The sequence below is a fragment of the Plantibacter sp. MPB07 genome, assembly GCF_046619465.1.
In the GTDB taxonomy this organism is placed as follows: domain Bacteria; phylum Actinomycetota; class Actinomycetes; order Actinomycetales; family Microbacteriaceae; genus Plantibacter; species Plantibacter auratus.
This window is the reverse complement of record NZ_CP177043.1, coordinates 3,095,706-3,120,871: the sequence shown is the minus strand read 5'-3', so window position 1 is coordinate 3,120,871 and position 25,166 is coordinate 3,095,706. Positions and strand designations below refer to the sequence as shown.

Genomic DNA, 25,166 nt, shown 5'->3' with positions numbered 1-25,166 from the left:
TCCATTACGTAAGCGCATGCCCTCTCGACACAACCTGCGGCGGGCCGATCTTTCCACGCTTGATCCCTGAGACGATCGAGGCGTGAGCGAAGAGACGAAACCGAAGTGGGCGAACCCTGAGCCGGCGATCCATCACGCGATCGCACTGTGGGCGGCGAGCTGCGCAGAACGCGCTTTGCCGATCTTCGAGCAACAGCGCCCCGGTGACGATCGACCACGCGCAGCGATCGCGGCACTCCGAGCTTGGGAACGCGGTGAACTTCCGATGACGGCGTGCCGCACCGCTGCGTTCGCAGCACATGCGGCCGCACGCGACGCGACCGAAGCAGGAGCGGCCGCCGCCGTCGCCGCTGCTCGTGCAGCCGGTCAGGCGTGCGCGGTAGCCCACATGTTCGACCACGCTCCGCACGCTGCGACCTACGCCGCGAATGCCGTGGGCCTCAACGGAGACGGTAGGACCGCCGAAGAAGCTGAGCGCGCCTGGCAGTGGGAGGAACTGGCACCCAAGCTGCGCCCGATCGGCTTCCCCAAGGGTCGGTGACCGACCCCGCCGCGGGAAGGCATCCGAAGGCCGCGACAGCGAAGAGGCTGTTGTCGTATCGAGCCCGAGCGGCTCGCCGCGAGCCGCCCTTACAGACCGGCGATTTCAGCCGATCGCACGACGAAGTACACGAGGATGGCGACGAATGCCACGACGAGGACGACAGCGGTCCAGAACATCGCGATGCGAAGCCGCCGCGTCTGTGGAGATTCGCCGGGTCGATTCCAGGGTGCGCGAGCCATGGAGCAACCATAACGGGGGGCGGCCCACGCTGAGCAAGCCGCCGCTCAGGTGCCGAGCTCTCGAGTCGCATCGGGAACGGCCGAGGCCGACGCGACGGCCCGAACCACCGCGGCGAGGGTCGAGGAGCCCTGGGCGGTTGAGAGGGCCCCGGACAGGATGCTTCGGGCGAGGGCGTCCCCGGCGCCGGGGATGGCACTCAACGGCACCGGGTCGATTGCGCCGGTCCATGGTTCCAGCGCCTCGCGGCAGATCTCGAGATACGCCAGCTCTGCCTCCGACCGCAGGGCACTCAACGTCGTCGATCCGCGAAGTGCGGACACGACGGCTGCAAGCTCAATCCCTTCCGCGATGCAGCAGCCGATGTAGGCCTCGGCGACCAGGTCCGCGACGGCAGTGAGATCCTGCGGTGCACGCGCGAGCGCCGCGACCAGGGCGTCTCGCTGATGGGATTCGAAGGCCCGGTAGACCTCGGACAGCAAGCCCGACAGATCGCCGAAATGGTCATAGGCCACGGGCTTCGTCACGCCGGCGTGCGCAGCCACCCGCGCCAGCGTGACGTCCGCGAGGTCATGCGTACGGATGAGGTCGCGGAACGCATCAAGCAACTGCGCGTGGCGCGCGTCCCACGAGAGGCGACGTCTCGGCCCAGAGCTGAAGCTATCGTCCGCGGTGTTGTCCATCCCTCAATCCTATCTACTATTAGTAAGTTACTATCGGTAGGTAATGGATCGAGAGGATCACCCATGACGTCACGAGACACCATCGCCGCCACCGAAGGTTCAACAGAGGAGGCTTCAATCGCATCCTCAACCCGCGTCTTCATCTTCGGGGTCACGGGCAGGGTCGGCCGACTCCTGGCGACCCGGCTCCGCGCCAGAGGTGTCATCGTCTCAGGCCTCACGAGGTCGTCGCTGCCGGACTCCGCCCTCGAAGCCGACGGAGTGAGGACCGTCTCCGGCGAGCTCGGGGTCGCCACCACGGAGGAGATCACGGCGATGATCTCGGACTGGGACGTGATCGTCTTCGCGGCAGGGTCGAACGCCGGAGCCCAGAACGTGACGGACGACATCGACGACGCGGCTCTGCAGCGTGTGTCGGAAGCGATCGCTGCGTCACCGGGTAAGCGCCTCATCCTGCTGTCCGTCCTGCCGGAGGCCTGGCGCGAACGGCAGCTGAGTGACGGCGAAGAACACTACTTCGCCGTCAAGAAGCGAGCAGAGGTCGCACTCACCCGCCAGCCGATCGACTGGGTCATCCTCCGCCCGTCCCTGCTGACCGACGATCCGGGCCAGGGAACGGTCGCCCTGGGGCCCGCCGAGCTCCACGACGAGATCACCCGCGAGGATGTGGCCGCCGTCCTCGAGGCACTCATCCTCGAGCCGACCATCAGCCGGCGAATCCTCGAACTGAACACCGGGCCGACCGCCATCACCGAGGCGGTCGGCCGCATCGCACGTGCCTACCAGGCGTAGGCCTCGGGGGCCTGTCCACCGGGGCCGGGGAAGAGCTCGTCGAGGGCGGTGAGGTCGTCGGCGCTCAGCTCGATGTCGACTGCTGCGACGGCGGACTCGAGCTGCTCGATCGTGCGCGGTCCGATGATCGGGCCGGTGACGCCGGGCTGATGCAGGAGCCACGCGAGACCGAGGGACGCCGAGGTCCAGCCACGCTCGGCCGCGAAGCGGTCGTAGGCGTCGAGCTGGTCCTGCTGCTTGGCTCGGGCCTCGGTGATGCGGGACTCGCCCGATCGAGCGCGCTTGTCGGAGGAGCCGCCGCTCAGCAGCCCACCCGACAACGGCGACCAGGGCAGGATGCCGAGCCCGTAGTGCTGCGCGGCGGGGATGACCTCGAGTTCGATCGAGCGCTGCGCGAGGTTGTAGAGCGACTGCTCGCTGACGAGGCCGAGGAAGTGCCGTTGTGATGCGACCTCGTTCGCCTGCGCGATGTTCCACGCCGCGAAGTTCGAGCTACCGGTGTAGACGACCTCGCCGCGCGCGACGAGCACCTCCATCGCCTGCCACAGCTCCTGCCAGGAGATGTGCCGGTCGATGTGGTGGAACTGGTACAGGTCGATCCGGTCCGTCTGCAGGCGCTCGAGCGACGCGATCGCCTCACGACGGACCTGCCAGGCCGACGCGCCACGGGCGTTCACGACGTCCGAGCCATCGTCGTTCGGGGCGACCATGGGCGAGTGGACCTTCGTCGCCAGGACGATGTCGTCACGGACGCCGGGACGGGCTGCGAACCACCGGCCGATGATCTCCTCCGTCGCCCCACGACCGGCGCTGCCGCCGTAGGCGTTGGCGGTGTCGAAGAAGTTGACGCCGAGGTCGAACGCCCGGTCCATGATCGCGAACGAGTCCTCCTCGCTGGTCCGGTCGCCGAAGTTCATCGTGCCGAGCACGATCCGGGAGACCGCCGTCCCCGTGCGGCCGAGGTGCGTGTACTTCATCGTTGAGCCCTTCTCATCGTCGAACCGGGCCGCGATCCCGCGGCGCGTCGAGTGTGTCACGGAAGCCGTCCCCGGCACCCCCGGCTCGACAGGGCGGCCTCGACCGGCTACAGCCCGAGGCGATACCGTGGCCTGATGCTCAGCCTCACCGACGTCTGGCCGCTCTTCGGCCTGGAGATCCGCACGCCGAGACTCGTCCTGCGCCTCGTACGCGACGAGGACCTCCCCGGATTGATCGAAGCCGCCCTCGCCGGCGTCCACGATCCCGCCGTCATGCCGTTCTCCACGCCGTGGACCGACCAGCCGCGCGAACAACTCATCCGCGAGACCGCGCGGCACCTCTGGACCCAGCGTGCTGGGGCGACGCCGTCGTCCTGGACGCTCAACCTCGCGATCCTCCTGGACGGGAAGCCGATCGGTCTGCAGGACATCGGCGCCCGCGACTTCGCCGTCACCCGGACGGTCGGGAGCGGTTCATGGTTGACGCAGGCACAGCAGGGCAAGGGGCTCGGCATCGAGATGCGGGCGGGCATGCTGCAATTCGCGTTCGACCACCTCGACGCGCAGGTCGCGGTGTCGGACGCGGCCGTCTGGAACGGCGCATCGCTGGGCGTCTCGCGACGACTCGGCTATCGGCACAACGGCCTCCAACGCTTCATCGGCCGACCGGGCGAACTTGTCGAGTCGCAGGGCCTCCGACTGCACCGCGATGAGTTCGTGCGACCCGACTGGACCGCCGAGGTCACCGGCCTCGATGCTGCACGACCGATGCTCCTCGGTGAGGCGTGACCCCGGCGGAGGACGGACGCCCGACGTCACCGTGACGGCGTGAGCACGGGCTCCGTCGGGAGCATCAGGGTCGCCACGGTCGAGCCGGGAACGCCGGCACCAGCGGGAGAACTCCGCAGGGTCACGGAACCGCCGTGCGCGTCGGCGATCGCGCGCGCCGCCGGCAGGCCGAGCCCTACGCCCTGCACCGCCTGGTCCCGGGCGTAGTCGGCCCGGTAGAACTTGTCGAAGGCCTGACGGAGTTCGTCGGTGCTCATCCCGACGCCCGTGTCGCTGACGCTCACCTCGACGTGCCCGGCACCCGGCTCGACGACCACGTCGACCGTCCCATCGGCCGGCGTGAACTTCACGGCGTTGGCGACGAGCTCGGTGATCGCACGGTGGACCTGCTCGGGGTCCGCAGAGACGACCGCCGCCGCATCGGCGCGCAGTCGGACGACCGGACCGGAGACTCCCGCGGTCGCCGTCTCGATCGCACGCGCGGCGACGTCAGTGAGGTCGATACGGCTCGGCTCGATCTGGACCGTGGAGTCCGACGCGGCCAGCAGCTCCTGCACGCGCTGCTCGAGCGCGACCGCGTTGCGCTGGACCACCCGCAGGGCCGGAAGGAGACCGGGGGCGTCGACCTCGGCGTCGTCCATGATCAGTTCGAGGTAACCGTGGATGGAGGTGAGCGGTGTCCGCAGCTCGTGCGACACCGTCGTGAGGAACGCCTCACGGACGTTGATCGCGTTCGCGAGTTCGGTGACGTCGTGCGCCACGATGACCGTCCCCAGGTGCGTGTCGCCGTTCCGGACCACCCGGGTGGAACTCGCCAGGATCGCCCGCTGGCGGCCGGCCTCCCCCACCCATTCGAGGTGGTTCGACAGCAGCTCACCGCGGAGCGCTCTCGGGATGATCTGCTCGTCGAACGGGATGGGCGTCCGCCGGTCGGCCTGGAGGACGTGCGGACCGGCGTAGGGCGGGGTGTCGAGTCGGAACCCGACGGCGCTGACCATGTCGACGGCGTGCGCGTTGGCCAGACGCAGGGTGCCGTCGGCGGTGTAGAAGGCGACGCCGGCGTCGACCGTCTCGAGGATCGACTCGGCGAGCGCCTCAGCATCGAGGGCCCTCGCGAGCGAGACTTCGAGCTCCGCCGCCTGCTCCCGGATCGCCCGCTGGCCCCGTCGCAGTTGGCGGGCGCCGATGTTGACCGCAACGGCGATGCCGATCGTGAGCAACGGCAGCAGGGCCACGTTCAGCCAGTCCACGGCGCTGGTCGGCGTGCGCGCACGGAGCAGGTAGGGGGCACTGCTGATGAACAGGGTCCCCACGACAGCCAGGATGATCATCCGCGGGGTGAAGCCGAACGCCAGCCAGAGGACGGGGAAGATGCAGAGCAGGCTCGCCCCCGGGGCCACGCTGATGAGCTCCATGCGGACGCAGGCGACGGCCAGCAGGTCGAGGACGGCGATCGCGGCCATGGCGGACGTCGGCCAGCGCTCCCACGGGAGGACCGCGGCGAGGACGGTGCTGACCACCGCGATCGCCGTGCCCCCGAGCACGGCGAGGGTGAAGAACCGCTCCGGCAGGACGACCGCCACGAGGATCGCGACGATCGCGAAGGCGATCGCGAACGGCAACTGGGCGCGGGCGAAGACCCGGAGGCGGCCGTGTCGCGAGGCTTCGGGTTCCAACAGCGGCACGATCGCCCACTCTCTCCAGTGCTGGCCGAGGGGTCGTCGGCCGGATTCCACGTCGATCAGCTGATCGATCGTCAATCTAGCCGATGAGCGCGCGATCGTCCGTCGGCGAGCTGCTTGAGAGCGCAGCGAGCGGCGATTCGCGTTAATCGGACGATCGAGCGGCGGAGATCAAGCCCTCGCGAGCCGTGGATCGGCGTTCGGCGCAGGCTCCGGTGCGGACGGCCGGCGGTCCAGATGGATCCCCGCGATCATGCAGCGGACGGAACCCCCGGCGAGCTCGATGGTCGGGACGTCCAGTGGCAGGATCCGGCAGCTGCGCTCGATGACCGCCAACTGGTCCGACCGCAGGCTCTGGACGGCGCGACTCGAGATCGCGAGGAGGCGCTCCCCCGCCGCCGACCGCAACTCGATCGCGTTGCCGGCGAAGTCGCAGACCTGCTCGTAACTGAGGTCCACGATGTCGCGTCCGTGCGCGGTCAGGCGCTCCACCACCTGCTCGCGGCGCACCGGTGAGGCGATGAGGTCGAGGCCGACGAGGGCGAACTCGGTCGCCACGCCCATCATGACGTTGGTGTGGTAGATCGGGACCCCGTGCGGGTCGACCGCGTCGAAGACGAGCGGCTCGTAACCGAAGTTGGTGCAGAACCGCTCGAGGGCGATCGGGTCGGCCCGGTGGGATCGCGCGACGAACGCCACCCGTGCCGCGTGGTCGAGCACCATCGCACCGGTGCCCTCGAGGAACACGTCGTCGAGCTCCAGCCCCGAGTAGTCGATGACGTCCTGCACGCGGTACTCGCGCTTCAGCATCTCGACGATGTCCCACCGGCGCTCGCGTCGGCGGTTCACCGCGTACATCGGATAGACCGCCAGGTGCCCGCCCGCATGGGTGGACAGCCAGTTGTTGGGGAAGACGCTGTCGGGGCGGTCCGGGTCCTCGTCGTCGAACAGGTGGACGCGGACGCCCGCCGCATCGAGCGCCTGTGCCACGGCGGTGACCTCGTCGAACGCCGCGTGAGCAACCCCGGCCACGGACGCCGACGGGACGCCGTCCGCCACCTGGAAGACGTTGTCGGCCGCGGTCAGCGGGTTCGGCGTGAACCGGTGCGGCCGGATGAGCACCACGGCCGACGGCGCCTGCACGGACATGTCGGACTCAGCCGACGGGAGAGAGCGCGCCGACGAGTCCGAAGAGGTCCTTCGGGTCGTCAGGGGCGGCGACGAGGTCGATCTCCTCGAAGTACTCGCTGCCGTCGACGGAGTCGCGGAGGAAGCGCAGCGCCGTGAAGTCCTCGATGGCGAAGCCGACGGAGTCGAAGAGCGTGATCTGCTCCCGCGAGCTGCGGCCGGGGACGGCACCCGTGAGGACCTGCCAGAACTCGATCACCGGGAAGTCGGGAGCCATCTGCTGGATCTCGCCCTCGATGCGGGTCTGCGGCGGGAATTCGACGAAGACGTCGGCGCGATCGAGGATCGACGCCTCGAGTTCCGTCTTGCCGGGGCAGTCGCCACCGATGGCGTTCAGGTGCATGCCGGGCTCGACCAGGTCGTTCGTGAGCACGGTCGCGAGCGCCTTATCGGCCGTGCAGGTCGTGACGACGTCCGCGCCCGTCACGGCGTCGGCGGCACTCGTCCCGATGACGACCTCGAATCCGAGCGGCTCCAGGTTGCGCGCGAACTTGTCCATCGCGAGCGGGTCGACGTCCCAGATCCGGACGGTGTTGATCCCGAGGGCGGCCCGCATGCCGAGGGCCTGGAACTCGGCCTGGCTGCCCGCGCCGATGAGGGCGTGGACGCTCGAGTCGGGACGGGCGAGGTGCTTGGCGACCATGCCCGAGGTCGCGGCGGTCCGGAGGGCCGTGAGGAGCGTCATCTCAGCGAGGAAGGTGGGGTAGCCGTTGTGCACGTCGGCGAGGACACCGAAGGCGGTCACTGTCTGGTAGCCACGTGCCGGGTTGGAGGGATGGCCGTTTACGTACTTGAAGGCGTAGGTCTCGTGGTCGCTCGTCGGCATGAGCTCGATGACGCCGAAGGGCGTGTGACTCGCGACGCGCGGGCTCTTGTCGAACGACGGCCAGCGGCGGAAGTCGGCCTCGAGGTAGTCGATCATGCCGGCGATGATGCGCTCGGGACCTCGGTCGGCCGTCCAACGGATCATGTTGCGGACATCGACGAAACGCGTCATGACGTTCCCTCCAGACGGGTCGGGGTGTGAGAGCCACCGTGCGCGGATCGCACCCGGTGCTTCGAGCCTAGATTTCGACGATCTGCACTTTCCATTCCAGAGATGCGCGATTTGTGCACAGGTTATGCACAATGTGAGTAAGTCGGTTGTACATTGTGAGCATGGCAGCGCTCGACGATCTCGACCGAAGGCTGCTGGCTGCACTCCGAGCCGACGGTCGGGCATCGGTCGCGAGCCTCGCGCGGTCGCTCGACGTCACCCGGGCCACGGTCACCAGCCGCCTGGAGCGCCTCGTCTCCTCGGGCACCGTCGTCGGGTTCTCGGTCCGGGTGCGCGACGAACTGGACCCGGGGACCATTCGCGCGATCGCCTTCATCGAGGTCGAGGGCCGCTCCACGGACCACGTCATCCGCCAACTGCGCGGCTTCCCCGAGATCAGCGCACTCCACACCACCAACGGCGGGTGGGACCTGGTCGCGGAACTCCGCACCGAGACCCTCACCGACTTCGACCGCGTGCTCGGCGGCATCCGGCGCATCGAGGGCGTCGTCAACAGCGAGACGAGCCTCCTGCTGAGTTCCGTCCTCCGCTGACGACCAGGTCGCGGCGCTTCAGCCCCGGCCCCTGAGCTGAAACCCGGTCCCTGAGCTGAAACCCGGTCCCTGAGCTTGTCGAAGGGCACACGGCCTGACCCCGCCCTTCGACAGGCTCAGGGACCGGACGGGGAGCGCAGGGAACGGACGGGTGCGACGAGCCGACGCTAGAGGCGCGGGTCGATCGGCTCGGACTCCATGGCGAGCACGCCGAAGACGGCCTGATGCACCCGCCAGGTCGGTTCACCGGCGACGAACCGTTCGACCGCCTCGACGCCGAGCGCGTACTCGCGCAGCGCCATCGACCGCTTGTGGCCGATGTCCCGATCGCGCAGGCGCTCGAGGTTGTGCGGCTCGGTGTAGTCGGGGCCGTAGATGATGCGCAGGTACTCACGACCCCGCACCTTGATGCCGGGCTGCGCGAGCGACTTCTCACCGCGGACGAGGCCGGCCACAGGCTTCACCACCATGCCCTCACCACCCGCACCGGTCAGCTCCTCCCACCACGTGGTCGCGGCGTCCTCGGAGGCGGATGCGGTGAGGTCGACCTCGACCGAGCGGGTCCGACGGATGAGCTCCGGGTCGGCGTCCGCGAGGCGGTCCGCGACCGACAGGTGCCAGGCGTGGTCGCGGCCCAGGTGGCTCGTCCCCGTCGATGCGAGGAGCTGGAACGGTGCGAGCTGCACGCCCTCCAGACCCTTCGATGGCGCGGTGTACGGGCGGTAGGCCGCGACGTAGGCGTCGGCGGCCTCGGCCCGTCGACGCGTCCGCTCGAGGAGGTCCGAGACGTCGACACCCGTCGCCGCCGCCTGCTCCAGCACGTGCACGGCCGCCGGGAGTGCAGCGGTCGCGGCAGCTCCGACCGAGGCGTACTGGTCGCGGATCAAGCTCTCCGCCTTCACCGACCACGGCAGCAGCTCGCTGTCGAAGAGCAGCCAGGAGGCGTCGAGCTCCTCCCAGAGACCGGCTCGCTCCACAGCGGCGTCGAGCCGGGTCAGGAGCGTCTGCGTCGTCTCCTCGTCGAAGAAGGGCCGACCCGTGCGGGTGTGGACGGTGCCACGCCACCCCGTGGGAGCACCGAAGGGTGCCGGATCCCGCGTGAGCAGCACGACGGCACGCGAGCCCATGTGCTTCTCCTCGCAGACCACCCGATCGAGGCCCTCCCGGCGATACGCCTCGAACGCCTCAGCGGGGTGCTCCAGGAGATCCTTCCGCGGCGAGGTGCTCGGCGGACTCATCGTCGGCGGCAGGTAGACCAGACGCCGCGGGTCGATCGCGAACCGGCTCATGACCTCGAGTGCGCCGGCCGCCGCATCTTCGCGGATGCCGACCCGGCCCGAGACACGGGTCTCGACGACCTGCTTGCCGAGGACGTCGTCGATGCGCAGTAGCCCGGGATCCCGCTGCTCGCCCGCGGGACCGGTCGGGCGGCCGAGCGGCACGACGGGTTCATACCAGACCTGCTCGGCCGGGACGCCGACGACCTCGCGCTCCGGCCACCGCAGGGCACTCAGCTTGCCGCCGAAGACGCAGCCGGTGTCGAGGCACATCGTGTTGTTGACCCACTCGGCGTCGAGGGTCGGCACGTGGCCGTAGAGGACGGTCGCCTTGCCGCGGTAGTCCTCCGCCCACGGCAGCCGCACGGGCAGGCCGTACTCGTCGGTCTCCCCCGTGGTGTCGCCATAGAGCGCGAACGACCGCACCCGCCCGGAGGCGCGTCCGTGATACTGCTCGATCAGCCCGGCGTGCGCGACGACGAGCTTCCCGTCGTCGAGGACGAGGTGCGCGACGAGCTCGCGACAGAACCGCTCGACCTCGACACGGAACTCCTCCGGCTCCTCGGCCAGTTGGGTGAGCGACTCGGCGAGCCCATGGCTGGTCTGCACCCGCTTGCCTTGCAGCGCGCGGACGAGCTTCGACTCGTGGTTGCCGGGCACCGCCAAGGCATGACCCGCGCCCACCATCCCCATCGCCAGTCGCAGCACGCCAGGGGTGTCCGGCCCACGGTCGACGAGGTCGCCGAGGAAGATCGCGCGGCGACCCTCGGGGTGCGCTGCGTCGATCGGTCGACCCTCCATGTCGCGCTCGATCACGTACCCGAGCTTCGTGAGCAGCGTCTCGAGCTCACTCCGGCACCCGTGCACGTCGCCGATCGCGTCGAAGGGACCGCGCTCCTGACGGCGGTCGTTGAGCAGCGGCTCACGCACGAACGACGCCTGCGCGATCGCCTCCACCCCGGAGAGGACGTGGACCTTCCGGAAGCCCTCCTTGCTGAGGTGCCGCATCGACCGGCGCAGTTGGTCCTGCTGCCGGGTGATGACGGCCGCGCCGAACGAGCGGTCCTCGCGGGCCTCGTTGCGCTCGATGCAGACGCGCTCCGGGACGTCGAGCACCACGGCGACAGGGAGGACGTCGTGGTTGCGTGCCAGGTCGATGAGCGACTTGCGCGAGGCCGGCTGGACGTTGGTCGCGTCGATGACCGTGAGGAGCCCGGCGTCCAGGCGGCGAGCTGCGACATCGCGGAGCGCGGCGAAGGCGTCGGCGCTGGCGGCCTGGTTGTTCTCGTCGTTGGAGACGAGCCCGCGGAAGAAGTCGCTCGACAGGGTCTCGAACCGGCCGAAGTGCGTGGCGGCGAAGGTCGACTTGCCGGACCCGCTCACCCCGATGAGGACCACGAGCGACAGTTCGGGGATCGGCAGGGCGGCGGGGGTCTGCTCGAGGTCGCTCATGAGATGGCCTTCCGGAAGATGGCGAGCTGCGTCGGCGAGCCGTGCTGCGGGTCGACGTCGCCGACCGTGCGGTGCTCGACGCCGTAGCCGTACCGCTCGGCCGCGGTGGTGCACCAGGTCGCGAACTCCTGGCGGTCCCACTCGAAGCGGTGGTCGGGGTGTCTGAACCCGCCCGCCGGCAACGAGGGGTACAACGCGTTGTATTCGCGGTTCGGCGTCGTGACGATCACGGCTTCGGGAGCCGCAGCACCGAAGATCGAGGCCTCGAGTGCATCGAGGCGCTCGGCGTCGATGTGCTCGACGACCTCCATGAGCACGATCGCATCGAGTCCGCGCAGCCGGCCGTCGGCGTAGGTGGCCGAGGACTGCAGCAGCTGGACACGCTCGCGGACGCGATCGCTCGCGTCGCGGAGCCCGAGCCGCTGCGACGCGGCTGCGAGCGCGCGTGCGGAGACGTCGGTACCGATCACCGTGCTGACCAAGGGATCCGCCATCAGGCGAGTCAGGAGGGCGCCCTCGCCGCACCCGACGTCGGCGACCGACCGCGCCCGCACGTCGGCGAGCGCCTGCAGGACCGCCTCGGCGCGCAAGCCGGCGAGCGCCGGGGCGCGCTTCGTCTGTGAGGCGGTGGCCGCGTCGTCCCCGTCGGCACCGTCGGTCCGCGCCTCCGGGTCCAGCTGCGACTGCGCATCGGTGACCATCCGCGACTGGTGCGCGAGATACCGCTTGGTGATCAGGTCCCGGTCGGGGTGGTCGGCCAGCCACCCCTCGCCGGCGCGCAGGAGTTTGCCGACCTCGTCGTCGGAGACCCAGTAGTGCTTGGCGTCGTCGAGGACGGGCAGCAGGACGTAGAGCTGGCGGAGGGCGTCCGCGAGGCGGAGGTGCCCGGTCAGTTCGAGGTCGACGTATCGCGAGTCGCCCCAGGCGGGGACCGTCGGGTCGAGCGGGATCGCCCGTTCGACGACGGTCCAGCCGAGCGGACCGAAGAGTCGGGTCGCCAGCTGCTCCAGGCCTCGCGACGGCACCGCCGCGACCGTGATCGTCAGCGGGAGCGCTGCCGCGGCGAGCTCCGGGTGGGAGTCGCTGCGGCCGGTCATGGCGCTGCGGAACACCTGCCCGATCGCGACGGCGACCATCGACGACGACGCGTACGGTCGGTCGTTCACGTACTGCGAGAGCGACGCGTTGTCACCGCCGCCGAAGCGCTTCTGACGGACGAGCGCGATCGCGTCGACCTCGAGCAGCAGGGCGATGGTGCACCGCTCGTCGGTCGCCTCCGGGTAGAACACGTGGGCGCGCCCGACACTGAGGTCGAAGCTCTGCGCACGCGCGGGATGCTTGCGGACGAGGTGCCCCAGGTCGGCGGCCGAGGGCGCGGTCGAGGTGATGGTGACGAGCACAGGTCCATCCGTCCGGTCGGCGGCGAGGTTCCTGAAAGCCTAGCCGCGGTCGTGGTGCGTGCGTGAGTCGCCCGAATCTGCACGGATTTCGGCGATTTCCGTGCAGTTCCGGGCGACTCAGCGCTGCAGACCGGCCCGTCGCCAGACGAGGAGCGCGAGGTACGCCGGGAGCGAGGCGCCGAAGAACGGCAGGAGCGTCGGGAACAGGTAACAGGCCAGGGCGAACGTCACTTCGCCGATCAGGAGCAGCAGGGCCGTGAACGGCCGACGGGCGACGAGCGCCCCGGCCCCGACCAGCCATGCCCGGGCCGACGCGTCCGGTTGCAGCGCCGCCGACGCCGGAAGGGCGAGCAGGAGGAGTCCGAGGGCGAGTGCCACCGGCGCGGTCGCGGCGAGCAGGGCGATCGCGATCGCCGATCCCTGTTCGAGCTGCGCGGTCAGGAACGCGACGTCGACGACGAGCATCGCCATGGCGACGACCACCCCGACGCCGAGCGGCAGCGAGCGTCGCCAGGTCGCCGCGAACTCCCGGAAGACGCCGGTGAAGACCGCGTGCTCCTCGCCGTCGAGCCAGCGTCGCATCGAGCGGCTCGCCGCGATGACCGCGGGGACGGCGGTCACGACACCGAGCGACAGCACTGCAGCGGCCAGACCTGCCGCCGCGACGTTCATGGGGTGGACGAGCACACCCAGCAGACGGCCTTCCCAGCCGGTGCGCTTGACTGCCATGCCGCTCATCCTCGCAGTCTCCGTCCGGCGAAGCCGTTACCGGCCGCGTCCATCCCGTCATGATGTGGTCGCGCTCCATCGAGCCGCACGACCACCTGCTCCACGTCCGTGAGCCCGGGGATCGTCACCACTAGTCCCTCGTCGTCCTCGGTCATCGTCGCGGCCGGCGGCACAGGCTCACCGAACCGCACGGGTTGGAGCACGGACACGAACCGCGCCGAGTGCGACGGGGACGAGGTCCGGCGCAGCGTGTGCTGCACCCGCTCGATCTCGAGCCCCGGTGTCGACGAGGTCGGGTTGGCCTGGACCGACGTCGGGTGGACGACGTCGATCGAATCGACGTCGTCGAGCGAGGTCACGAGGAGGCCGGCAGCGCCGGCGGGCGCGAGCCGACGTCCGTCGTCCAGCAGAGCTGCGGGGTGCGTCGTCTGCAGCAACCACGTCCAGGATCGGGCGGTGTCCGCCTCGAAGTCGTCGACGAGGACGAGCGCACCGCTCGGCGTCCGCACGAGGTGACGCCGGAGCCTGCGGACGCCGAGTTCCGGCGCGTACAGGGCGCCGATCTCGCTGACCGTGTGCACCCAGTCCTCGGCGAGCGTGACCTCGAGCATCTCGCCGACGTGGTCCTCGGCGAGGCCGGCGTGGACGTCGTAGTGTCCTTCACGCCCGTACCCGACGCCGTCGACGAGCACACCGTTGTGGTGCTCCGTCCGCTTGCGGGAGGAGTAGCCCTCGTCGATCGCGAGGTACTCGCCGCCACCGAGCAGGACGAACGCGCCGGCGTCGGGGTGATGATGACCGGTGTTGAGGGTCGTCCAGCCTCGTTCGCGCCGGTGACGGTGCGACTCCCGCCACGCCCGCCAACCGCCGCCCGGCGACGCCTTGACCGAGACCAGCGTCGCATCCGCGTCCCACGACGTCCGGCCGGCCACGAGGCCGAGATCGGGGAAGTACCTGGCCGTCGGGAGCTCCTCAGGACCGATCGCCTCGACCGTGGGGTCGAACCAGAGCAGCTCCTGATAGGCCTCGGGCAGGACCCCCGGGCGCACACCGCTCTGCGACGCCTCCCGCCAGAGGAGGTCGGTCGACACACGATCGGCCAGCCACTGGGCCTGCGGGATCCGGTACTCGGCGGCCAGCTTCCGGTACAGGGCGATCGAGTGTCCGCTGCGATGGTCGTGGCAGTCACCGTGGTCGACGATGCGCTCGAGGTCCGGAGCGGCCTGGTGGAGCCGGAACCAGAAGGTCTCCCGGAGGTGCTCGCTCCGCGGGAACCAGTCGACGCCCTCGGCGGCACGCAGCACGTCGAGATAGCTCACCAACCACGGCTCGCCGTAGCGCCAGTACACGACGCCCTCGTGGTTCGAGCCATCGGTCGGCAGGAGGTCGAGGACCTCGTCGAAGTTCGCCTTCGCGCGCTCGGTCCAGGCCAGCGCGCCGGGGTGCTCGTCGGCCAGGACGTACCCGGCGGTGGCGAGACCGGTGAAGCAGATCCAGTTGTGGTTCTGCCAGTACGACGACGACCACCAGTCGCCCTCGGTCTCGACGGCGAAGTCGAACAGGCGGGTGCCCTGCAGGATCAGGCGGTCCCGGAGCCGGGTCCGCTCCCCCTCGTCGAGCGCGTCACCGGCCCAGGCGAGGGCCAGCGACAGTCCGTGGAGCAGCCACCCAGCATCGAGGTCGTGGTCCGGCAGGTGCGCGCGACCCCAGTGCTCGAAGGCCAGTGGTGGCGCGAGCCAGCGTCGCAGCTCGTCGAGGTACTGCGGCTGCCCGGTCAGCCGGTGGGCGAGCGCGAGGTTCGCCGCGGCGGGGCCGAAGTACGTGATCGAGGCCAGCGGGTGCTCCGTCGGGAGCTCGATCCCACGGAGACGTTCGCACTCGTCGAGCAGGCGACGGAACTCGCGATGCCGCACGCCGGTCAGCTCGGCGCGGAGGCGGTCCTCCCGCCCGTCGAGGAGCAGTGCCGGGATCACGGCAGCAGCTCCCGTTCGAGTGTCCGTCCGTCGGACAGGCCGACGACCAGGCATCCCTCCTCGAGACGGATCGACGTGATCGGCGACACCTCCGCCTCGGCGAAGACCGATACGAACGTGACCTGCGCGGCGGTCGCCGTCCAATCGCCGACGGCCAGTGGGACGGTCGGGTCATCCGACGGCCCTCTGCCCGGGGCGTCCACGAGGACGGACGCGACATCCGCGACATGGTGGCCGTGCAGCCGACGCCCGGACGGGCCGGACCAGCCGGTGCGCCACCCGTCAACGTGCTGGACGACCTCGAACGGCACGGCGGGTCGGAGGGCGGAAGTGAAGGTCCGGAGCGAGCCGTCGGCGGTCGCTGCACGGAGCACGTCGATGAGGATCCCGCCGGTGGACTCGACCCGCCGGTCGAGTCGGACGCCGGCGATCGCCTCACTGGAGGACGCGTGGACGAGCGTCGTGTCGGAAGCAGGGTCGACCTCCCAGCGCTCCACGTGGGCCGAACTCTCGAGCTGATCGGCGTCGTCCGCCCGGACGGTCGGGTGCGCCGTCGTCCTGGCGTAGTGGTCGCGCCGCAAGGCGCTGCCGTACGGCGGGACGCCGGGAGCGGGCTGCCAGGCGACCCCGTCTCCGTACAGGTACAGGGCGAGGGTGTCGAGATGCCCGTGCGAGCCGCCGTGCGGTCCGGCATCGAGCACCGCCTGCAGGGAGCTCGCCTCGGAGCGCACGACCGCGTAGCCGACGTCGGCGAAGAGCACCGAGCCACGGCCGGGTGCGTCACCTGACGCGGCGAGCGGTGTCCCGGAGAACCAGCCGTCGAGGAGGTCCTCGAGTCCGTCGTGACCAGCACCGATACGACGCCGAGCCCAGGCTTCGACCGCGTCGAGACCGGTCCGATCCCAGAGCTGCCCGGCGAGGACGCAGATCTCCAACACTTCGAGGTGGACGCCGAGTCGGTCGTACGGGCCGTCGTGCAGCATCGGCAGGCGACCGTCCGGTCCGGCGAAGCCGACGAGCACGTCGACCATCCGGCGCAGCCGGTCGACGAAGGCCGGATCGAGCGCCGCCGGGTCGGCTCCGGCGAGGGTGAGGAGATAGGCGCGGAGCACGAACAGGTGGTAATAGGTGGACCCCTCCCACTCCCAGCCGTCCTGGCGGATGGCGACGGCCGAGTGCACGACCGCCTGCTCGATCCAGCGCGCCTGATCCCCGTGCGGCGCGACTCCGCCCACTGCGGCGAGCGCCCGGGTGGCCAGGCCACCGGCCGCGTCGAGCCAGGCGACGTAATTGCTCGTGAGGTCGTCGCGCTCGATGACGAGCACCCGACGGGACTCGACGATCGTCTCCATGAGGGCCTCGAGCATCGTCGCGACGGGTGTGCCCATCGCCTCCCGGGCCGCCTCGTCCTCCGCGAGCACGACGACCGCGTCGGCGATCTGGGCGGCCCAGATCGCTTCGGTCAACGCCTGCTTGAAGAGCTTGCCCTGCAGCATCCAGCTCTCGCTGTCGCGGTTCCACTCGGCCGTGATCTCGGCGGAGTAGTCGGCGAACTCACGCACGATGGCGAGGGCCTGTGCCTGGTCGGCCGGGTCGCCGTGTCGACGGAACCGTCGCGACGCCGTCCGCGCGAGTCGGGCCGCGGCCTGATGCTCGAGCACCAGCCACGCCGAGGCGTACGGCTCCCCGTGCAGCTCACAGCCGTAGGTGCAGACGAAGGCGTCGCCGCGTGCCTCGAGCAGCTCGGTGCCGTGGGTGGGGCAGACGAAGTCGTGCCACCAGCCGCCGCGCGCCCGGGTGACGGTGGTCATCGGAAGTTGGCCCCTCCGTTGATGTCGACGACCTGGCCGGTCACGAACGACGACAGTTCGGAGGCGAGGAACAGGGCGACCCCGGCCACGTCGTCCACCGTGCCGGCGCGCCCGAGCGGGATGCCCGCGACGATCCCCTCCTGCGCCTTCGTCGGCGTGAAGGTGTTGTGGAACGCCGTGTCGCCGATGAAGCCCGGGGCGACCGCGTTCACCGTCACGCCGGCGGGCGCGATCTCCTTCGCGAGCGCCCGGGTGAACCCGATGACGCCGGCCTTCGCCGCCGCGTACGGCACCGATCCCGCCCCGCCGCCGTTCTCGCTGGCGAGGGACGACATGAGGATCACGCGTCCGGCACCGGAGGCGGTGAGAGCGGGGAGGGCAGCCCGCGTGACGGCGAAGCTGCTCGTGAGGTTCACGTCGAGGACCTGGTGCCAGTGCTCGTCGGTCATCTCGGCGACCGTCGCCCGCCCGACGAGGTGGCCGGCGTTGTTGACGAGGATGTCGAGGCCGCCGAGCGCCTCGGTCGCCTGCTGCACCACGGCGTCCGCCTGGGCGGAGTCGGTCAGGTCGCCCTGGACCGCGACGGCCGTCCGCCCGGCGGCGGTGAGCTCGTCGATGACCGCTGCTGCGCCGTCCGCGCTCGACGCGTAGTGCACGGCGACGTCCGCTCCGCTCGCGCCGAGTGCTCGGGCGATCGCGGCTCCGATGCCGGCGCCTCCGCCGGTGACGAGGGCGCGGCGGCCGGTGAGGTCGATCTGCATGGTGATTCCTTTGCTGGTGTTCGGTCCGCTCGTGATGAGCGGTGGGCGGGGTCGCCGGCTACTTGATGCCGGCGTTCGTGAACCCCTGGATGAAGTACTTCTGGCAGAACAGGAAGAGGAGGACCATCGGGATGGTCGCCATCGTGGTGCCGGCCATCAGGTATTGCCACTGCGTCCCGTCGAGCTGTTGGAACACCGCGAGCCCGACCTGGATCACCCTGAGGTCGTCCCTCGTGGTGACGAGGAGCGGCCAGAGGAAGTTGTTCCAGCTCTCCTGGAAGGTCAGGAGCGCGACCGTCGCGATCGCCGGCTTGATGAGTGGCGTGTAGATCCGCGAGAAGATGCGGAACTCGCTGAGTCCGTCGATCCGTGCGGCCTCGGCGAGCTCCGTCGGGAGCGAGAGGTAGAACTGGCGGAACAGGAAGATCGCGGTCGCGCTCAGGCCACCGGGGATGATGAGCGCCCACCAGGTGTTGAGCCACCCGGATCCGCCCTGCCCGAGGACGTCGTTTCCACCGAACAGGGGCATGAACTTCACGAGCAGGAACTGCGGCACGATCTTCGTGTAGGTCGGGATCATGAGCATCGCGACGAAGCCGAGGAACACGAGCTCCCGGCCGCGGAAGCGGATCCTGGCCAGCGAGTAGCCGGCCATCGCGGCGAAGATCAGCGTGATGATCGTGTGCGACGCGGAGATGATGAAGCTGTTCCGGAAGTACGTCGCGAAGGGCGCCGCCTGGAGCGCCTCCGGGTAGTTGCTCCACTCCCACACCTTGGGCAGGAACGTCGGCGGGAACTCGGCGAGCTCGGCCGGGGACTTCAGCGACGTCGCGATCATCCAGATGAACGGCACGACCATGGTGAGCGCACCGAGCGTGAGGGCGAGGTTGAGGACGACGCGTCCGATCCACCGGCGGTTCCGACGACGCCCGGCGGGCTTCGTCGGGAAGTCCTCGTGGGCTCCGGTGACGAGCGACCTCGTCGTGAGCGGTTCGGCGGTCATCCCTCGTCACCCTTCGTCGCGCGGCGGCCGATGACGGTCATGACGAGGAGCATCAGGAACAGCAGCACCGACTGCGCCGACGCCATCCCCATCTCGAAGTTCTGGAACGCGGATCGGTAGACCTCGTAGGTCATCATCGTCGTGGAGTTGGCGGGTCCGCCGTCGGTCAGGACGTAGATCTGGTCGAACACTTGGAACGCTCCGATGATCGAGATGATGAGGACGAAGAAGGTGGCGGGCTTCAGCATCGGCACGGTGATCGCGAAGAACTTGCGGATCGGCCCGGCACCGTCGACCGCGGCGGCCTCGTAGAGCGAGGGGTCGACGTTCTGCAGCGCCGCGATGTAGATGAGCATCTTGATGCCGATGCCCTGCCACGCTCCGACGAGGATGACCGAGGGGAGCGCCCACTCGGGGTCGGCCAGCCAGGCCTGACCCGGGATCCCGACCACCGAGAGGATCCCGTTCAGGAGACCCTGCTGCGGGTTGAAGATCCACAGCCAGACCATCGCGATGGCGACCGTGGCCGTCACCTGCGGGAGGAAGAACGCGGTCCGGAACCAGGTGCGCAGTCGCAGGTTCTGGTTGAGCGCGACGGCGATGACCATGGCGATCGCCATCGAGGCGGGCACGGTCCAGAAGGTGTAGACGATCGTGTTCCACGTGGCCTGGCCGAACACCGGGTCCTGGAAGATCTCCACGTAGTTGTCGAGACCGATCCACGCGGGGGCGTCGAAGATGTCGTAGTCGGTGAAGCTGAGGGCGATCGTCGCGAGGACGGGGATCGCGGTCCAGAGGCCGATGTGGAACACGGCCGGAGCGACCATGAGCCAACCGAACAGTCCGCTCTTCCGCGCCGCACGCTTGCTGGCGGCCCGCCGCGGGATGGGTGGAGGTTGCCGAGGGTCGAGCGTCCTCGGGACGTCTGGGGTGCGCGTCGCGGTCATGATCACCGGTCCAACTTCTTCTGGAAGGTCGCGGCGAGGTCGGTGAGTGCCGCCTTCGCCGTCTTCTTGCGGAGGATCGCGTTCTCGATCGCCGGGGCGACGTCGCCGCGGAGACCGAGCCACTTGGGGGGCCCGCCCTCACGCTTGGCGACCGACAGGTTCTCCATGGCGAACTGCACCAGGCGGTCGTCCTGCACGTACTCGCTCTCGAGGAGCTCGGTGAGCGCCGGCACGTTGCCGCGTTGCTGATTGGCCGCCAGCGCCGGGCCGGGGCTCGCCAGGAACTCGACGAGTTTCTGCGCCGCCCGTTCGTGGGCCGACGTGGCGGAGACCGCCGCCATCGTGCCGCCGACGAACATGCTGGGCGAGTCACCGGGGATGAGGAACGGCTCGAGGTCGTCCAACACCTCCGGGTCGGCCGCCTCGGCCTGGGTCCACACGTTGTTGTGTGCGATCGCCATCGCCGCGCGCCCGTTGATGAGCGGGTTGACGGTCGCATTGGGCGCCGAGAAGCCGGTGTCCTCCACCTTCTCGTCGTGGAAGAGGTCGACGATCCGTTGCAGCGCCTCCACACCCTGCTCGGAGTCGAACGCCGGCGAGCTGTTGTCGTCGGAGAAGAGCGATCCGCCGTTCGAGAACAGGGCCGTCTCGAACATCTGGCGCGGTTCGATGGTCAACATGTCGAAGCCGGTGCGCGTCAGCTTGCCCGAGGCGTCGCGCTCGGTCAGCGCATCGGCCATCTCGACGAGTTCGTCCCAGGTCCGAGGGGTGTGGTCGTAGCCGGCCTCGCGGAGGAGGTCCATCCGCGCCACCCCGAAGCGGGCGTCGAGCATGATCGGGACGCCGTAGACGTCGCCGTTCCAGAGCCCGGCCTCGACGATCTGTGGCGTCATGGTCTGCTCCAGCGACTCGGCGGTGAGGCCGCCGTCGGTGAGGTTGGCGAGCACCCCGCGATCGGCGAAGGCCTCGATCCATCCGACGCCCATCATCATGACGTCCGGCACGAGACCGGAGACGACGCCGGTGGTCAGCTTCTCGTTGAGCCGGGCGTAGTTCGTGTAGTCGACGGACACGGTCACGTCGGGGTACATCTCCGTGAACTGCGGCAGCAGCTCCTCCTCCAGCAGCTTCTGGCCCGCTGTGCCCTCGAAGATCGGGGTCAGCATCGTCAGGTCGCCGCTGATGGCGTTCGGGTCGGTGTCCTCCTCGGCTGCCGGGGTCGAGCACGCGCCGAGAGCCAGCGCGAGCGCACTCGCGGTGAGCAGTCCGGTGGCGATGCGGGCCCTGCGGATGCCGGTCGTCCGCCGGTGGCGGGGCCTCATGGTCCGGGTGGTCATGCGTTGGTTCCCTTCACGGGTATCGATTCGGGGCGACGATGCCGCGAGTCCGTGACGTCGTCGTCATCGGTATCCAGGATCGGCGATGATCTTGTGTATCGATTTACCGACCATAACCACCACATCCGGTGACGTCAACCGGCTCCGCGTCGGCGCTCTTGGCCGATACCAGTCATAGAGCGGCAGAATCGGCGAGATGTTGGTGGCGCGAACACTTTATCGATACACTGCAAAGTGGTACCGACGCCGTGTTCCCGGCTGACGCGGAGCCACGAAGGGGGCGGTCATGGCCGACAAGGTGACGATCCAACAGGTCGCCGCGGCAGCGGGCGTCTCGACGAGCACCGTCTCGAACGTCCTCAACAGTCGCTCCGACCGGATGCAGCCCGAGACCCGCGACCGGGTCTTCGCAGCAATCAGAGCCCTCGACTACCGACCCAACCGGGCAGCACGGCAACTGCGCACCGGGCAGACGAAGACGATCGGCCTCATCGTGCCGTCGGTCAGCAACCCGTTCTGGGGAGCGTTCGCCCGCGAGCTCGAGCAGGCCGCACTCGGCCACGGCTACAACGTCCTCCTCGGCAACAGCGAGCGCGACCCCGGACGAGAGCTCGGGTACGTCGAGGAGCTGTGGGACAACGGCGTCCGCGACATCGTGCTCTGCACCTCACTGCCGTCCCTCGACCACCTGGCGTCGTTCGTCGAGCGCGGCCTCAACCTCATCCTGTTCGACCGCCCCGTCCAGCCCGGCGACCCGCCCCTCGTCGCGAGCATCGGGATCGACAACCACGTCGGCGGCAGCGTCGCGACGTCCCACCTGACGGGGCTCGGGCACCGCCGGATCGCGTTCGTCTCCGGGTCGCAACGTTCGGTGAACCGGACCGTCCGGCACGCCGGCTTCCTCGCGGCGGTCCAGGCGGCGGGCCTCGACGCGGCGGAGTTGCCGGTGTGGGCCGGGCTTCCGGCCGATGCCGACGAGCTCGAGGCACCCGAGGTCGGCCGGCGGGCCGTGCACGACCTGTTCAGCGCCGGTCCACCGCCGACGGCCATCATCGCGATCAACGACATGACGGCCCTCGGGGTGTGCAAAGGCATCCGCGATCTCGGACTCGGCATCGGCACGGACGTCTCCGTCGTCGGCTTCGACGACATCCCCCTGGCCGATCTCGTGTCACCGTCGCTGACGACCGTCCGTCAGCCGATCGCCCGGATGGCGGCGCTGGCGGTCGAGCAGGTGGTCACGCGCGAACGGACCGACGACCGGGAGTCGACCCACGCGATCCTGCTCCGCCCGGAACTGGTCGTGCGTGACTCGACGGGTGCGGCGCCCGCCGAGCCGGCACGCGGCTGATCAGCCCCCGAACAGCTTGCCGAAGAACCCTTTTCGCGGCTTCCAGCCGGCGGCGGTCAGGGCGTCGATGACGGGTTGCTTCACCTCGTCCGTCGTGAACTGGTAGCCCATGAGGTGACCGGTCGTGGTGCCGTTCCGGTCGGTCGACTGTGCGATCGGCGCGGCGCGCCCACCGAAGGTGAAGGTCTTCTGGGGCCCCGACTGCCACGTGCGCTTCGTCGAGAGCCCGTCGAGGCCGACGGTCGTCTTCGAGGAGGACGACTGCTCGTGGAACTCCCACTCGCCGTCCTCGGGGTGCAGCTCGACCCGCAGCTCGTACTCGGCACTGAACATCCCGGCGCCGATGAAGCCGAGCCAGCGCTGGTCGGCGTACCGCCAGTGCGCGACGATGCCGTCGGGTGTCGGGTCGTAGATGAAGGGGAGTTCTTCGCTGTTGAGCGCGAGGATCCGGGCCTGGGCGTCGCGGAGGTCGAAGGTCATGGGGCGAGTCTAGGCAGCCGGGCCGCCCAGCGACATGGGGACAGCTCCCCGTCACCCGGCTCCCCTACGCTGGCCGGGTGAGCGAATCCATCCTGACCCAGAACGTCCTGACCGTCATGAGCTACAACATCCGCACCGCCGTCGCCCAGCCCGGTCACGAGTGGGTGGACCGTGCACCGCTCGTCTCACAGGTCATCGCCCGCAACGCCCCAGACCTCCTCGGGCTGCAGGAGGTCCGCGAGCACCAGCTGCACGACCTGCTCCCGGGCCTCGCCGAGTACGACTGGTTCGGGCAGGGCCGTGACGGCGGTTCGGCCGGCGAGTACGGGCCGGTGTGCTTCCGCCGCTCGCGGTTCGAACAGCTCGACGCCGGCGAATTCTGGCTGTCGGACACCCCCGACGAACCGGGCTCGAACACCTGGCCGTCGCTGCACGCACGGTTCGTGACCTGGGTCAGGCTCCGCGAGCGTCGCACCGGCGACGAGCTCGTCTTCGCCAACACCCACCTCGACCACGAGAGCTCACCGCACGGCGACGACGTCCGCACGCGCAGCGCGAAGTTGATCGCCGACCGATTCTCCGGCGTCGACGTCCCCGTCCTCCTCACCGGCGACTTCAACACCGAACGCGGATCGGCGGCGCACGACTCCCTGGCGGACGCCGGGTTCGTCGACCTCTCGCCGGTCGAGAGCGACGGTATCGGCACGTTCCAGGGCTACGGTCCCCAGCGTCCCGGGAACGCACGCATCGACTGGGTGCTCGGTCGCTCAGGCAGCGTCGCTCCGCACACCCGACTGGAACCGATCGAAGCCCTCGTCGACGAGCAGGACCCCACCTCGGAGGCGAGCGACCACTTCCCCATCCTCATCCGGGCGCAGCTCACCCACTGACGGCGATCAGACGCCGAGGTGTCCTCGCCGACGCCGTCCGACGATGTCGGGCACGATGGATCGAGAGCGGTCGTACGATCGCGCCCGCACCACGAGGAGGAACCATGTCCGTCGTCACGCTGATCCGATCCAACGAGCTCTCCGACGCCGCGGAGTACGCCTACGCGTCATCCGTTCCGGCGAGCGCCCGGCTGTTGTTCCTGGCCGGATCCTGCCCGCTCAACGTCGACGGCTCGACCGCTGCCGTCGGGGACGTCGCCGGCCAGGCGGAGAAGTGCGTCGAGAACCTCGTCATCGCCCTCGAGGCCGCCGGTGCGACGCTCGGCGACGTGGCCAGTACCCGGGTGCTCGTCGCGTCGACGAAGCAGTCCGACCTCGTCACCGCATGGGAGGTCGTCCGCGCCGCCTTCGGCGATCACGACGTGCCGTCGACGCTCCTCGGGGTCACCGTGCTCGGCTACGACGACCAGCTCGTCGAGATCGAGGCGACCGCCGCCGTCGCCTGACACCGATCGGTGCCGATGCTCGTCGTCAGTCGCTGGAGGCCGTCGGCGCGAGCCGGAGGAGGACCAGCCCGACAATCGACGGGAGGAGGGGCAGCGCCGCACCGAACACCGGGTCCACGCCGGTGAGGAGCGCGCCGCAGAGGGCGCCCGCCACGAGCAGCACGATCGCGCCGATCCGGATGAGGTGGTGGTCGTGGACGCCGTCGGCGAGGCCCTGCATGAGACTCGTGAGGGTGCCGGTCACGAAGGTGGTGGTCACGCCTGAGCGTTCGATGCGACGGGCGACGGCCGTCTGCCCCGCCATCGCGAGCGTGGAGAGCGCGATGAGGACACAGATCACGGGCGTCGTGCGCGTCTCGGAAGACACGATCCATCCGATGAGGACGCACGCCTGCGCGATCACCGCACCGCCGAGCACGAGGACGAGCCGGTGCTGCGGCGCCTCCGGGGTCGGTCTGTCAGCGGTGGCGACGAGCCTCGTGAAGCGGAAGGCGAGGAACGTCCCGACGGAGAACAGCAGCACGGCGACGGTCGCCCCGAGCAGCACCTCGCCGAAGTCGGGCCGGCTCGTGAGTCCGGCCAGCACGAAGTTGCCGGTCATGTTCGCGGTGAAGACGCCGCCGAGCTGCAGGAACGCGAAGGCGTCGGTCGCCCCGGCCGCGAACGACAGCACGAGCGCCATCGCCGCGATCATGCCGGCACGCGTCCGACGCCGGGTGGTCGTCAGGGTCGGGTCGGTGCCGCCGGTCTCAGTCACGTGCACATCG

Annotated in this window: 24 protein-coding genes; 7 read left to right on the top strand and 17 right to left on the bottom strand. The window is 69.7% G+C overall.

Features of this window, described 5'->3' with window-relative positions; translation table 11 throughout:
- The first annotated feature begins 82 nt into the window (after nucleotides 1-82).
- Nucleotides 83-541 (top strand): putative immunity protein, encoded by a 459-nt coding sequence (locus ACLIME_RS14435; RefSeq protein WP_411557333.1) that lies wholly within the window; start codon nucleotides 83-85, stop codon nucleotides 539-541.
- Between the two features lie 89 nt (nucleotides 542-630).
- Here ACLIME_RS14435 and ACLIME_RS14430 read toward each other — a convergent pair whose 3' ends face one another.
- Both ACLIME_RS14430 and ACLIME_RS14425 read right to left on the bottom strand, forming a co-directional pair.
- On the bottom strand, nucleotides 631-783 hold the full coding sequence (locus tag ACLIME_RS14430) for a hypothetical protein (RefSeq protein ID WP_165766958.1): 153 nt from the start codon (nucleotides 781-783) through the stop codon (nucleotides 631-633).
- Between the two features lie 45 nt (nucleotides 784-828).
- Complete coding sequence (locus tag ACLIME_RS14425) at nucleotides 829-1,464, bottom strand: TetR/AcrR family transcriptional regulator (protein ID WP_206428279.1); 636 nt, start codon at nucleotides 1,462-1,464, stop codon at nucleotides 829-831.
- A gap of 63 nt (nucleotides 1,465-1,527) precedes the next feature.
- On the opposite strand from ACLIME_RS14425, the gene ACLIME_RS14420 reads away from it, so the two are divergent.
- On the top strand, nucleotides 1,528-2,256 hold the full coding sequence (locus ACLIME_RS14420; protein ID WP_411557332.1) for an NAD(P)H-binding protein: 729 nt from the start codon (nucleotides 1,528-1,530) through the stop codon (nucleotides 2,254-2,256).
- Here the strand turns inward: ACLIME_RS14420 and ACLIME_RS14415 are convergent.
- Nucleotides 2,244-3,233: an aldo/keto reductase gene (locus ACLIME_RS14415; RefSeq protein ID WP_124767888.1), complete on the bottom strand. Its 990-nt coding sequence runs from the start codon at nucleotides 3,231-3,233 to the stop codon at nucleotides 2,244-2,246. The genes ACLIME_RS14420 and ACLIME_RS14415 overlap by 13 nt on opposite strands.
- A 135-nt stretch (nucleotides 3,234-3,368) precedes the next feature.
- On the opposite strand from ACLIME_RS14415, the gene ACLIME_RS14410 reads away from it, so the two are divergent.
- Entirely contained in the window at nucleotides 3,369-4,022 is a 654-nt protein-coding gene (locus ACLIME_RS14410; RefSeq protein WP_411557331.1) for a GNAT family N-acetyltransferase, read from the top strand.
- Nucleotides 4,023-4,048: 26 nt separating this feature from the next.
- On the opposite strand, the gene ACLIME_RS14405 is transcribed toward ACLIME_RS14410, so the two are convergent.
- The 3 genes from ACLIME_RS14405 to ACLIME_RS14395 all read right to left on the bottom strand — a co-directional run bounded on the left by ACLIME_RS14405 (nucleotide 4,049) and on the right by ACLIME_RS14395 (nucleotide 7,889).
- Nucleotides 4,049-5,707, bottom strand: coding sequence for a sensor histidine kinase (locus ACLIME_RS14405; RefSeq protein WP_411557330.1), 1,659 nt, complete (start codon nucleotides 5,705-5,707; stop codon nucleotides 4,049-4,051).
- A 168-nt stretch (nucleotides 5,708-5,875) separates the two neighbouring features.
- Nucleotides 5,876-6,853: a citrulline utilization hydrolase CtlX gene (gene ctlX, locus ACLIME_RS14400; protein ID WP_192004042.1), complete on the bottom strand. Its 978-nt coding sequence runs from the start codon at nucleotides 6,851-6,853 to the stop codon at nucleotides 5,876-5,878.
- Between the two features lie 7 nt (nucleotides 6,854-6,860).
- Nucleotides 6,861-7,889 (bottom strand): ornithine cyclodeaminase, encoded by a 1,029-nt coding sequence (locus ACLIME_RS14395; RefSeq protein WP_411557329.1) that lies wholly within the window; start codon nucleotides 7,887-7,889, stop codon nucleotides 6,861-6,863.
- Between the two features lie 161 nt (nucleotides 7,890-8,050).
- Between ACLIME_RS14395 and ACLIME_RS14390 the strand changes: the two genes are divergently transcribed.
- Nucleotides 8,051-8,482, top strand: a complete 432-nt coding sequence (locus ACLIME_RS14390; protein WP_079704383.1) for an Lrp/AsnC family transcriptional regulator — start codon at nucleotides 8,051-8,053, stop codon at nucleotides 8,480-8,482.
- 167 nt (nucleotides 8,483-8,649) lie between these two features.
- On the opposite strand, the gene ACLIME_RS14385 is transcribed toward ACLIME_RS14390, so the two are convergent.
- From ACLIME_RS14385 to ACLIME_RS14345, 9 genes are all read right to left on the bottom strand, one after another.
- On the bottom strand, nucleotides 8,650-11,211 hold the full coding sequence (locus ACLIME_RS14385; protein WP_411557328.1) for a polynucleotide kinase-phosphatase: 2,562 nt from the start codon (nucleotides 11,209-11,211) through the stop codon (nucleotides 8,650-8,652).
- A complete protein-coding gene (locus tag ACLIME_RS14380) occupies nucleotides 11,208-12,611 on the bottom strand; it encodes a 3' terminal RNA ribose 2'-O-methyltransferase Hen1 (protein ID WP_411557327.1) in 1,404 nt (467 codons plus the stop codon). Before ACLIME_RS14380 ends, ACLIME_RS14385 begins: the two co-directional genes overlap by 4 nt.
- Before the next feature lie 117 nt (nucleotides 12,612-12,728).
- Nucleotides 12,729-13,340, bottom strand: a complete 612-nt coding sequence (locus ACLIME_RS14375) for a DUF624 domain-containing protein (protein ID WP_411557326.1) — start codon at nucleotides 13,338-13,340, stop codon at nucleotides 12,729-12,731.
- Between the two features lie 5 nt (nucleotides 13,341-13,345).
- A complete protein-coding gene (locus tag ACLIME_RS14370; protein WP_411557325.1) occupies nucleotides 13,346-15,313 on the bottom strand; it encodes a hypothetical protein in 1,968 nt (655 codons plus the stop codon).
- The gene (locus ACLIME_RS14365) at nucleotides 15,310-17,124 is read right to left on the bottom strand and encodes a heparinase II/III family protein (RefSeq protein WP_411557324.1); all 1,815 of its coding nucleotides are present in this window, start codon (nucleotides 17,122-17,124) and stop codon (nucleotides 15,310-15,312) included. Before ACLIME_RS14365 ends, ACLIME_RS14370 begins: the two co-directional genes overlap by 4 nt.
- The gene (locus ACLIME_RS14360) at nucleotides 17,121-17,885 is read right to left on the bottom strand and encodes an SDR family oxidoreductase (RefSeq protein ID WP_411557323.1); all 765 of its coding nucleotides are present in this window, start codon (nucleotides 17,883-17,885) and stop codon (nucleotides 17,121-17,123) included. Before ACLIME_RS14360 ends, ACLIME_RS14365 begins: the two co-directional genes overlap by 4 nt.
- A 58-nt stretch (nucleotides 17,886-17,943) precedes the next feature.
- Nucleotides 17,944-18,888 (bottom strand): carbohydrate ABC transporter permease, encoded by a 945-nt coding sequence (locus tag ACLIME_RS14355; protein ID WP_411557322.1) that lies wholly within the window; start codon nucleotides 18,886-18,888, stop codon nucleotides 17,944-17,946.
- Nucleotides 18,885-19,835, bottom strand: coding sequence for a carbohydrate ABC transporter permease (locus ACLIME_RS14350; RefSeq protein WP_079706135.1), 951 nt, complete (start codon nucleotides 19,833-19,835; stop codon nucleotides 18,885-18,887). Before ACLIME_RS14350 ends, ACLIME_RS14355 begins: the two co-directional genes overlap by 4 nt.
- A gap of 2 nt (nucleotides 19,836-19,837) precedes the next feature.
- Entirely contained in the window at nucleotides 19,838-21,172 is a 1,335-nt protein-coding gene (locus tag ACLIME_RS14345; RefSeq protein ID WP_194642931.1) for an extracellular solute-binding protein, read from the bottom strand.
- Nucleotides 21,173-21,458: 286 nt separating this feature from the next.
- Between ACLIME_RS14345 and ACLIME_RS14340 the strand changes: the two genes are divergently transcribed.
- The gene (locus ACLIME_RS14340; RefSeq protein ID WP_159876596.1) at nucleotides 21,459-22,523 is read left to right on the top strand and encodes a LacI family DNA-binding transcriptional regulator; all 1,065 of its coding nucleotides are present in this window, start codon (nucleotides 21,459-21,461) and stop codon (nucleotides 22,521-22,523) included.
- Here the strand turns inward: ACLIME_RS14340 and ACLIME_RS14335 are convergent, their stop codons facing one another.
- Nucleotides 22,524-23,003: a hypothetical protein gene (locus ACLIME_RS14335; RefSeq protein ID WP_124767881.1), complete on the bottom strand. Its 480-nt coding sequence runs from the start codon at nucleotides 23,001-23,003 to the stop codon at nucleotides 22,524-22,526.
- A 77-nt stretch (nucleotides 23,004-23,080) separates the two neighbouring features.
- Between ACLIME_RS14335 and ACLIME_RS14330 the strand changes: the two genes are divergently transcribed.
- Both ACLIME_RS14330 and ACLIME_RS14325 read left to right on the top strand, forming a co-directional pair.
- Nucleotides 23,081-23,893, top strand: a complete 813-nt coding sequence (locus ACLIME_RS14330) for an endonuclease/exonuclease/phosphatase family protein (RefSeq protein ID WP_137242887.1) — start codon at nucleotides 23,081-23,083, stop codon at nucleotides 23,891-23,893.
- A gap of 104 nt (nucleotides 23,894-23,997) precedes the next feature.
- Nucleotides 23,998-24,399, top strand: coding sequence for a RidA family protein (locus tag ACLIME_RS14325; RefSeq protein WP_411557321.1), 402 nt, complete (start codon nucleotides 23,998-24,000; stop codon nucleotides 24,397-24,399).
- Between the two features lie 25 nt (nucleotides 24,400-24,424).
- On the opposite strand, the gene ACLIME_RS14320 is transcribed toward ACLIME_RS14325, so the two are convergent.
- Nucleotides 24,425-25,156, bottom strand: coding sequence for a YoaK family protein (locus ACLIME_RS14320; protein ID WP_411557320.1), 732 nt, complete (start codon nucleotides 25,154-25,156; stop codon nucleotides 24,425-24,427).
- Nucleotides 25,157-25,166: the final 10 nt, after the last annotated feature.

Coding starts and splice junctions, on each gene's coding strand:
- ACLIME_RS14345 (WP_194642931.1), bottom strand. CDS start 21,172: ATGACCACCCGGACCATGAGGCCCCGCCACCGGCGGACGACCGGCATC.
- ACLIME_RS14390 (WP_079704383.1), top strand. CDS start 8,051: ATGGCAGCGCTCGACGATCTCGACCGAAGGCTGCTGGCTGCACTCCGA.
- ctlX (WP_192004042.1), bottom strand. CDS start 6,853: ATGTCCGTGCAGGCGCCGTCGGCCGTGGTGCTCATCCGGCCGCACCGG.
- ACLIME_RS14360 (WP_411557323.1), bottom strand. CDS start 17,885: ATGCAGATCGACCTCACCGGCCGCCGCGCCCTCGTCACCGGCGGAGGC.
- ACLIME_RS14425 (WP_206428279.1), bottom strand. CDS start 1,464: ATGGACAACACCGCGGACGATAGCTTCAGCTCTGGGCCGAGACGTCGC.
- ACLIME_RS14410 (WP_411557331.1), top strand. CDS start 3,369: ATGCTCAGCCTCACCGACGTCTGGCCGCTCTTCGGCCTGGAGATCCGC.
- ACLIME_RS14335 (WP_124767881.1), bottom strand. CDS start 23,003: ATGACCTTCGACCTCCGCGACGCCCAGGCCCGGATCCTCGCGCTCAAC.
- ACLIME_RS14415 (WP_124767888.1), bottom strand. CDS start 3,233: ATGAAGTACACGCACCTCGGCCGCACGGGGACGGCGGTCTCCCGGATC.
- ACLIME_RS14430 (WP_165766958.1), bottom strand. CDS start 783: ATGGCTCGCGCACCCTGGAATCGACCCGGCGAATCTCCACAGACGCGG.
- ACLIME_RS14420 (WP_411557332.1), top strand. CDS start 1,528: ATGACGTCACGAGACACCATCGCCGCCACCGAAGGTTCAACAGAGGAG.
- ACLIME_RS14325 (WP_411557321.1), top strand. CDS start 23,998: ATGTCCGTCGTCACGCTGATCCGATCCAACGAGCTCTCCGACGCCGCG.
- ACLIME_RS14350 (WP_079706135.1), bottom strand. CDS start 19,835: ATGACCGCGACGCGCACCCCAGACGTCCCGAGGACGCTCGACCCTCGG.
- ACLIME_RS14355 (WP_411557322.1), bottom strand. CDS start 18,888: ATGACCGCCGAACCGCTCACGACGAGGTCGCTCGTCACCGGAGCCCAC.
- ACLIME_RS14365 (WP_411557324.1), bottom strand. CDS start 17,124: ATGACCACCGTCACCCGGGCGCGCGGCGGCTGGTGGCACGACTTCGTC.
- ACLIME_RS14385 (WP_411557328.1), bottom strand. CDS start 11,211: ATGAGCGACCTCGAGCAGACCCCCGCCGCCCTGCCGATCCCCGAACTG.
- ACLIME_RS14340 (WP_159876596.1), top strand. CDS start 21,459: ATGGCCGACAAGGTGACGATCCAACAGGTCGCCGCGGCAGCGGGCGTC.
- ACLIME_RS14375 (WP_411557326.1), bottom strand. CDS start 13,340: ATGGCAGTCAAGCGCACCGGCTGGGAAGGCCGTCTGCTGGGTGTGCTC.
- ACLIME_RS14395 (WP_411557329.1), bottom strand. CDS start 7,889: ATGACGCGTTTCGTCGATGTCCGCAACATGATCCGTTGGACGGCCGAC.